This window comes from Kitasatospora sp. NPDC058406 (assembly GCF_042722765.1).
In the GTDB taxonomy this organism is placed as follows: domain Bacteria; phylum Actinomycetota; class Actinomycetes; order Streptomycetales; family Streptomycetaceae; genus Kitasatospora.
On sequence record NZ_JBHXKE010000076.1, the window covers coordinates 1 to 6568 of the forward strand.

9 protein-coding genes are annotated in these 6568 nt (G+C 74.1%); 2 read left to right on the forward strand and 7 right to left on the reverse strand.

The genetic code is table 11. The features are described 5' to 3' along the window. Window positions 1-518 precede the first annotated feature (518 nt). Entirely contained in the window at window positions 519-1322 is an 804-nt protein-coding gene (locus tag ACFWOG_RS17035) for a ParA family protein (protein ID WP_380359185.1), read from the forward strand. Beyond that, on the forward strand, window positions 1319-2338 hold the full coding sequence (locus tag ACFWOG_RS17040; protein ID WP_380359188.1) for a hypothetical protein: 1020 nt from the start codon (window positions 1319-1321) through the stop codon (window positions 2336-2338). The genes ACFWOG_RS17035 and ACFWOG_RS17040 overlap by 4 nt, the downstream gene beginning before the upstream one ends. 55 nt (window positions 2339-2393) lie before the next feature. Here the strand turns inward: ACFWOG_RS17040 and ACFWOG_RS17045 are convergent, their stop codons facing one another. From ACFWOG_RS17045 to ACFWOG_RS17075, 7 genes are all read right to left on the reverse strand, one after another. Then, complete coding sequence (locus ACFWOG_RS17045) at window positions 2394-2834, reverse strand: hypothetical protein (protein ID WP_380359191.1); 441 nt, start codon at window positions 2832-2834, stop codon at window positions 2394-2396. 23 nt (window positions 2835-2857) lie between these two features. Then, the gene (locus ACFWOG_RS17050; protein ID WP_380359193.1) at window positions 2858-3394 is read right to left on the reverse strand and encodes a hypothetical protein; all 537 of its coding nucleotides are present in this window, start codon (window positions 3392-3394) and stop codon (window positions 2858-2860) included. A 133-nt stretch (window positions 3395-3527) separates the two neighbouring features. After that, on the reverse strand, window positions 3528-4268 hold the full coding sequence (locus ACFWOG_RS17055; RefSeq protein ID WP_380359195.1) for a hypothetical protein: 741 nt from the start codon (window positions 4266-4268) through the stop codon (window positions 3528-3530). Between the two features lie 197 nt (window positions 4269-4465). After that, a complete protein-coding gene (locus tag ACFWOG_RS17060; RefSeq protein ID WP_380359198.1) occupies window positions 4466-4972 on the reverse strand; it encodes an AAA family ATPase in 507 nt (168 codons plus the stop codon). Between the two features lie 111 nt (window positions 4973-5083). Then, entirely contained in the window at window positions 5084-5332 is a 249-nt protein-coding gene (locus ACFWOG_RS17065) for a hypothetical protein (RefSeq protein ID WP_380359201.1), read from the reverse strand. Window positions 5333-5413: 81 nt separating this feature from the next. Next, window positions 5414-5647, reverse strand: a complete 234-nt coding sequence (locus ACFWOG_RS17070) for a hypothetical protein (RefSeq protein ID WP_380359204.1) — start codon at window positions 5645-5647, stop codon at window positions 5414-5416. A gap of 31 nt (window positions 5648-5678) precedes the next feature. After that, the gene (locus ACFWOG_RS17075; protein ID WP_380359207.1) at window positions 5679-6443 is read right to left on the reverse strand and encodes a hypothetical protein; all 765 of its coding nucleotides are present in this window, start codon (window positions 6441-6443) and stop codon (window positions 5679-5681) included. Between the last annotated feature and the right edge of the window lie 125 nt (window positions 6444-6568).

Here is a 6568-nt window from a genome sequence, read left to right on the forward strand (position 1 = left end):
GGTGCATCACCCCCTAGTAGGTTCTGTGGGGGGGGTTGACCCCCCCCCCCCCTGCCCCCACCCTGCGGGGGCCCCGGGTCCCGGGGCGGGCCCCCCCACTTCGGAGGCGCTGCGCGATGAGGTGCCGCTCCTACGGTCGGCACCGAGGGCTGATCAGCTGGATTCCGTGGCCTGTTGAACTCGTCGGAGGATTCCCGCCGCGGTCTTCTTCATCTCGGCGAGCAGGGCTTCGGCGGCCCGCGGGTCCGCTTCCCTGGCTGCGGAGTGGGTGCCCGGGGGCGAGCGCGGGTGGGCACCTTGGAGGCCCTTGAGAGCGACCCTCCAGTCCCTGATCGGGTCGGGCGTCACTTCGGAGTTCGCCTTGTCTTTCTTACCCGCGTCGGCTTGGCCACCGTGCCGACGACGTGCCGTCCGCTCCCGCTCTCCGCGCGGACACGCGTGGGCAAGTGCCGGCGTGGCTCTGCTCCCGGATAGCCTGCCTCTGTGAACTGGGCGTGGAAGTGGCTAAGGGGCCGGGTATGAGCAGCAGGGTGATCGCGGTCTACAGCGAAAAGGGCGGGGTCGGGAAGTCCGCCCTCGCGGCCGGCTTGGTTGCTGCGGCCCGTGCAAGGAACAAGAAGGTCGTGGGTGGCGACCTGGACCCGCGAGGCACTTTCACGTCCGAGCTCGGGATCTCCGAGGACGACGCGCCGGCTTTCACGATGAACGACCTGCTCGCCCTGGACCCCCAGGGGGAGACGGGGCTGGCAGTCGAGGCGTTCGCTCCGGCCTCGGAGGCGTGGCCGGGTGTTCAGGTCATCGCCGCGGAGCGCGCGCTGGCGAACCGCGAGACGGACAACGTCGCCATCGGCTTGGAGTTCCGGCTGCGTCTAGCGTTGAAGGGTGCGGTGGAGGAGGACGCTGTCGGCATCCTGGACCTGCCGCCTCGGGCGGGCGGGAAGCTCGTCACCGCCGCACTGGTGGCCGCGACGGATGTGGTCATCCCCGCGACGCTCGACGAGGACGGCCGGATCGGGGCGAAGGAGGCGCTCGCCACCATCCGGCTGGTGAAGGATCTGGGTATGAACCCGGGCCTGCGCGTCGTCGGCATCGTGCCGTCGATCGTGCCTGGCGGCCGGAGCACCTTGAAGGACGCCATAGGGAAGTACCTCGCCGACACTTACGGCGATCTCTACCGTGATGACCTCGCCATCCCCAGGCACTCGGTGCGCCAGCAGACCAGGTTCGCCTGCGTGCCGATCACTGCGGCGACCGGCAAGGAAGCGCAGGCCCTCGCGGGCGCGTACGACCGAATTCTGACCGCGTCGGGAGTGGCCGAATGAGCAACAAGCTGATCGCGGCGGGCAACAGCCGGTTGAAGAAGGCGGCCGACTCGGCGATCGACCCGGCGGTTCCGGCCGAGCTGCAGAAGGAGGCGGCCGCGCAGGCCGCGCCCCCGGCGACGCACAGCGCCCTCGCGGTGCTGGAGAACTCGGCGGCCCCGCAGACGGGCTCCTTCTCCGGCGGCCGCGTGCTCAGTCCGGAGGATGTCCAGGGGACGCCCGAGGAACAATTGGAGTTCGTCACTGCCCGGCTAGTCGAGATCGATGGCCTCGGTAAAAGGGCCGAAGACTTCGTGGTCCTGAACAAGGGGATCCTGCTGGAGGTCGCGCAGCAGCGCGAACTCCACGTGGTGGCCGGGCACACTAACTTCGCGCAGTGGGCAGGCTCGGTCCTGGACGTCGAGGAGAAGTACGTCTTCGAGCTGCTTCAGGACGCGGGCAGGGTGAGGACGGTGGCCGGGCTCGGCCAGGATCTGACGCAGCACCTGACGAAGGCGGCTTCCCGGAAGGTCGTCGCGGAGGCCATCACAGTCCATGGGCTGGAGGCCGCGAAGGTGGCGGTGTCCACGGCCGTGGAAGAGGCTGCGGCGAAGGGAAAGCGGCGACCCACCGCTGCGCGGCTCGCGGAGGTCGTCCAGGAGCTGACGGCGCCACCGTCCATCCCGCCCCAGAACTCGGGGTCAGAAATTTCTGACCTCTCTGAAGGACTGAAGTCGGGGAGGTCAGAAATTTCTGACCCCGACGTGCAGGAGCTCGGGCCGGCTCCCGCGGTGGCCGAGTTGCGGGACCTGGGGCGCGCTGCCGGGATACTGCGCGGGCGCGTATCGGCGCTTCTCACGCCCGCGGCCGTGAAGGTCGCCATCGGCGCGGATCCGGAGGCGACCCACCGGCACCTGGTTGACCTCGGCGTGGAGGTGGAGAAGCTGTCCAAACGCCTCGCGTCCGCGAAGCGGGCTGCCGCAGCGGAACTGGCCCGGCCGGTGGACGCCGAAATTGCAGCCGACTCGGTCGAGTAGAGGCTGAAACACAAAAGGGCCCACCCCCGGGGGTGGGCCCTTCCGTTGTGCCGGATCAGGTAGTGGTGCAGACGCCGGGCCGGCCCAGGCCGATCGCACGGCTGACTGCGGCGAAGGTGATGGCCCAGTCGCCGGCGTGGTGAACGGCGCGGTCGTCCACGTACGCGGCCGCGCCGAGCTTGGTGTTGGTGACCAGGATCGTGCCGCCCGAGGACGTCCAGTAGGCCCGCTCCGGCGACGGGTCGACGAACGCTTCGAGGCCCGAGTACCAGGTGACCCAGTCGGCCACTTCCGGCAACCACCGGGTCGGCCTGGCGGTGTAGACGAACACCGCCCGATGCCGCGCCAGGGTGCGCAGCGCGTCGATGGCGCCGGGCTGGGGCAGGCCGATTCGGCCGCCGAGCCAGGGGCCGGGCTGGGTGAGGGTGCCGTCCAGGTCCAGGCCGACGGCCTGGCTGGCGGGGCTGTCCGGGGTGGGAGCGATGACGTGGTGCACGTGGTCCTCCTCTGGGCCGGGGTCTACAGGAAGGTGAGCTGGTTCTCGTCCGGCACGGTGTCGCTGTCGGCGGCGGCCTGGGCGCGGGCTTCGTCGTGGGCGTCGTCGTCGCGGTCGCAGACCAGCCGCCCGTCGGGCAACTGCCCCCACTCGCGGCTGCCGGCCGCGTCGTCGGCGGCGGCCTCGGGGCTGGTGTGGTGGGGGATGAACTCGTCCTCGGGGGTGTCGCCGCAGATGCCGCACGTGGCGGTCCAGCACAGCGACGGGACGGCGACACCGGCGTCCGAGCGGGCTGCGCCCTCGCGCCGCCAGGCGTAGCCGCGGAAGAGCACGACCGCGTAGGACACCGGCTGGAGCGGGGAACCGTCGTCAATGTCGGCGGCGAGGGCGTTGTGTTCGGCGGCGGCCATCAGGGCGGTGGCGAGGTCGGGCATCGTCAGCAGGGTGTTCGGGCCGGTGAGCCACAGCTCCCAGTCGGTCGTGGGGGTGCCGGGGCGCAGCCGCTGGTCGGGGTCGGTGGCGAACAGGCCGCGGCGGGGGATCGGGGCGACGGCGGTCATGGGGTGGCTCCTTCGACGGGTCGGTCCGGCCCGCGCGGTGCGGGCCGGACCGGGTAGGTGGCGCGGTGGGCGGCGGGTCGGTGCGGGTGTGGAAGAGGTGGGCCGGCTGCCGGAGCCGCCGGCCGGGGTGGTGCTAGAGGGTCCCGTCGGCCCAGGCGTCGGCCTCCTGGTCGCGGTCGTCGTCGTCCTGGTCCTCGTCGTCGTCCGTGCGGGAGGCCGGGGAGGTGGCGGCGTCCCGGTCGGGGGCCGGGGCCCACGGGTCGTCCTCGTCGCTGCCGTCGAGCGGGCGGCCGTCGGCGTGGCGCTGGAGAAGGTCGGCGAGCTGGGTGACGGTGGTGACGACGACGCGGTACTCGCCGTCGGCGACCAGCTCGTAGTAACGCGGGCGACCGGCGTACTCGGCGAGTCCGCTGTCCGTGCCGGACGGCTGGTAGAGCAGGTACGCGCCGGGGGTGAGCTCGCACCTGGCCGTGCCGTCCGGTCGCCCCACCCAGTTCTGCGGCCTGGTGAGGCAGCCGGAGCCGTGGTCGAGGTGGATCGCGCCGCCGGCCGCCCTCGCCGCCAGGTTGGCGGTGGAGTCCTGGGCGAGCTGCGCCAGCGACGGCACCGCGGTGGTCGGCGCGGGGTGGCGCGCGACGCCGAGGCGGGCCCGGAGCGGGGCCAGGAGGTGGTGGGTGTGCTGGTCGGCGAGCACCGCGGTGAGCGCGGCTGCGGCCAGCGCCAGGGTGATGCGGGTCTCGACGGGGCGGGCCGCCAGGGCGCGGTAGGTGGTGAGGCCGGCGGCGGCTCCGGCGGCGACGCTAGCGGCCGGGTCGGCGAGGTCGAGAAGGGTGCGCAGCGCGCGGGTGCGCAGGTCGGTGGTCTGCTCGGTCATTCCGGGGGTTCCTTCCGGTGGGTGGTTCGGTGGCTGGTGCGATGGCTGGTGGTGGGTCAGGTCCGGGGCCCGAAGGGTGGCTCCGCGCCGCTTGCGGGTGCGGGCCCGGGCGGCCGCGCCGCTCACCACGGCGCCCCGCTGCTCCGGCCTGGCTGGCCGGCGGGCGGGGCGCGGTGGCGGGCGGCGTGATGGCCCGGTCAGGCGGTGCGGTGGTGGCGGATCTCGTCGAAGCCCTCGCCGGGCAGGCTGTGCCGGGCGGCGCGGGCCATCGCGTGCTGCCAGCGCACGACCGCCTCCGGTACGCGCTCGCGGTCCGGGCGCGCGCTGTTGCGGGCGAGACAGGTCCGAAGCGGAGCGTCCACCCAGGCCGCGACCACACGGCGGCCGTACTGGTGCGCCAGCTCCACCAGTTGCAGGCGGTGCTGCGCCTCGACCGAGGTGTTGTCCACGATCACCGTCTTGGCACGGCGTAGGCGCATCGCGAGGATCTGGTGCTGGAGCAGGACGGCGTCGGGCGTGCTGTCCTGGTCGCCGGGCTCGGATGCGAGGGCGCGGAGCCGGTCCAGGCTGACGATCTGGTGCGCGGGCAAGGAGCGCAGCAAGGTCGACTTGCCCGAGCCGCTGGCCCCGATCATCACGACCAGGTCGCCGGGCTCGACCGGGCCGAGCAGGTCTTCACGGGTGGTGGTGGTGGTGGTGGTCACGGCGGGTTCCTCCTGCGTGGTCGGTGTCGGCCGGGCGGCCGGCTCCGCGCACCACGGCGCCCGCCGTCCCGGCCTGGCGGGCCGGGGAGACGGGCGCGGTGGTGGGCGGCGTCAGCGCCCGGACGTCAGGAGGCTCCACAGGAGGAGCGCGGTGATGCCGACGACGAGCAGCAGGGCCTTGGGGGAGATGCTGCGGGAGGTCTCCAGGCGCCGTATCTCGGCGTGGATGGCGTCGCACTCGGACTGGATCCCGGTGTGGGAGAGGGTGCCGGGGGTGAGGCCGGCCAGGATCGCGGAGCGGTGCTGGAGCCTCTGGTAGAGCGCGGCGATCTGCTCGTCGCGGGATATCGCCCAGGACAACGTGGGACTCCTTCGAATCGGCGGTGTGTGGTGGTCCGCCGGGGCCGGTGCGGTGGGGTGCCGGCCCCGGCGGGGCGGGTATCAGGTGAGGCTGCGGGCGTCGGTCAGGCCCTCGATCCGGGACGCCTGGGCGTGGATGCGCTGGGCCAGGACGGTGAGCCGCTCGGTGTCGGTGGTGCTGACGCCGCGGGCGAGGCCGGCGGCCAGGCGGTCGGCGTCGGCACGCAGCTGGGCGACGTCGGCGGCCAGGGCCTGGCCGCGCTGGGCGATGACGGCGGTCAGCCGGACGGGGTGGGGGAGGGCGGGTTCGGTCACGGGCGGGCTGCTCCTGGTCGTCGTGGTCGGCTCAGTGGCGGTGGTCGAACGGGCCCCCGGGGTTGGGCAGCGCGGCGAGCCGGGCCGGAGCCGGGGCCGGGGCCGGCGCGGGCGTGGGCTCGGGGGTCTGGATGGTGATCTGCGGAGCCATCTCGGTGTGGGTGGTCACCGTCGGGCGCAGGCTGAAGGAGAGGCCGCGCAGGGCGACCAGGCTCGCGGCGGTGAGGGCGGCGGCGGTCAGGCCGGTGGCGACCGGGCGGCCGGCGGGGTCCGCGGCGCTCCACACCATGGCGAGCGACGCGACCGACCAGGCCGTCCAGCCGGCGCGCGCGACGGCGCCCCGGGTGAGGAACGCCAGCAGCGCGGTGACCAGGCCGACCGTCTTCCACGCGCCGTAGGCGGTGGCCTCGGTGAGCGGGGCGGGCGTGTGGGCGGCGAGGTAGGTGTGGACGGGGCCGGTGATGGCGGCGCGCAGGCCGTCGCCGTCGGCGGGCAGGTCCTGCGGCACGTGGATCGCGCCGACCAGCGCGCCGGCGCCGTTCAGCAGGATGCCGCCGACGGTGCCGAGCACCAGGACCGCGAGGGTGACCACGGCCAGGAAGGCCACGGCGCGCACCCACGGTTCGGCGCCGGCGGGGTCGTCCAGGCCGTCGACGACCTCCCGGCGGCGCCGGTCGAGCCAGCCGCCCGGAGCGGTCAGGGCGCGGGCCCGGCAGCCGGCCGCCTCACGGATACTCCGGGACGGCCGCGCCCCGGGGGCGGTGGTGGGCTCGCTGTGGTCGGTGTGCTGGTTCACGGGGTGCTGCTCCTCGGTGAGGTGGGTGGCGGCGGGTGCGGGGCCGGCCCCCGCGGGGGGCCGGGGCGGGCCGGGGGGGGGGGCGGGCCCGGGGGCGCCCGGGGGAACCCCGGGGGCGGGTAGGG

Coding starts and splice junctions, on each gene's coding strand:
- ACFWOG_RS17035 (WP_380359185.1), top strand. CDS start 519: ATGAGCAGCAGGGTGATCGCGGTCTACAGCGAAAAGGGCGGGGTCGGG.
- ACFWOG_RS17040 (WP_380359188.1), top strand. CDS start 1,319: ATGAGCAACAAGCTGATCGCGGCGGGCAACAGCCGGTTGAAGAAGGCG.
- ACFWOG_RS17055 (WP_380359195.1), bottom strand. CDS start 4,268: ATGACCGAGCAGACCACCGACCTGCGCACCCGCGCGCTGCGCACCCTT.
- ACFWOG_RS17050 (WP_380359193.1), bottom strand. CDS start 3,394: ATGACCGCCGTCGCCCCGATCCCCCGCCGCGGCCTGTTCGCCACCGAC.